This window comes from Rhizobium sp. P1_E6, from assembly GCF_056405875.1.
Genome location: NZ_JBFUBG010000348.1, coordinates 1 through 669, shown reverse-complemented (window position 1 = coordinate 669; position 669 = coordinate 1). Strand labels below are relative to the sequence as shown.

Below are 669 nucleotides of genomic sequence, written 5' to 3'. Positions count from 1 at the left end.
CAATTCGACTTGATCATCACCGACCTCAACATGCCCGTGATGGATGGCCTGACCATGATCGAGGAAGTCCGCTAACTCCCCAATCAGTCCGGCGTTCCGATCATTTTCCTGACAACCGAATCCGACGCCGACATGAAGGCTCGCGCCAAGGCGGCGGGCGCCACCGGGTGGCTGACGAAACCCTTCGATCCGCAGAGCCTGGTCAAGATCGTCAACAAGGTCATCGGCAAATAGACAGGTCGGCAAAGGGCAAATCCGAAATTAGTTTAGTCGAAGCGTCCAAACCAAGCAATTTGCCAAGCCTTGACAGCAGCCTACGCGTGTAGCTTTTCGAGATGCTCCAAGCAGGCGGTCTCAACCAAGTTCTGTAACACTTTTACGCGTTGTATAAGCCATTCAAGTTCCTCCGCCGTGATCTTGTATTTCGGCGAGTAGCGCGCTTCGACATAAGCACGTGCCAACAGTTCAAACCGTCGTCGCGCCAGCCTATTGTCTCGCGGCCAAGCTTCGACGAGTCTGGTGTCGACGCCTTCTGCTTTTGACCGAAGGGTTTTGATGCGATGCGATTTGGGGCTATAGAGGATCAGAGTCAGGAGAATGCAATGATAGAGTCGCTCTGTCGCTTGGTGCAAATTGAAAGCAGCAAGTTTCAAGGCGTCTAAACCACGG

General features: G+C 53.4%; 1 protein-coding gene and 1 pseudogene. One reads left to right on the top strand and one right to left on the bottom strand.

Translation table 11 applies throughout. The annotated features are described in order from the left end of the window. Positions 1-234, top strand: a pseudogene (locus tag AC1D35_RS36675) (response regulator); the annotation flags it as partial. Positions 235-314: 80 nt separating this feature from the next. Here the strand turns inward: AC1D35_RS36675 and AC1D35_RS36670 are convergent. Continuing rightward, positions 315-669: HEPN domain-containing protein (locus tag AC1D35_RS36670; protein ID WP_477942978.1), on the bottom strand; the 355-nt coding region annotated here is incomplete at its 5' end.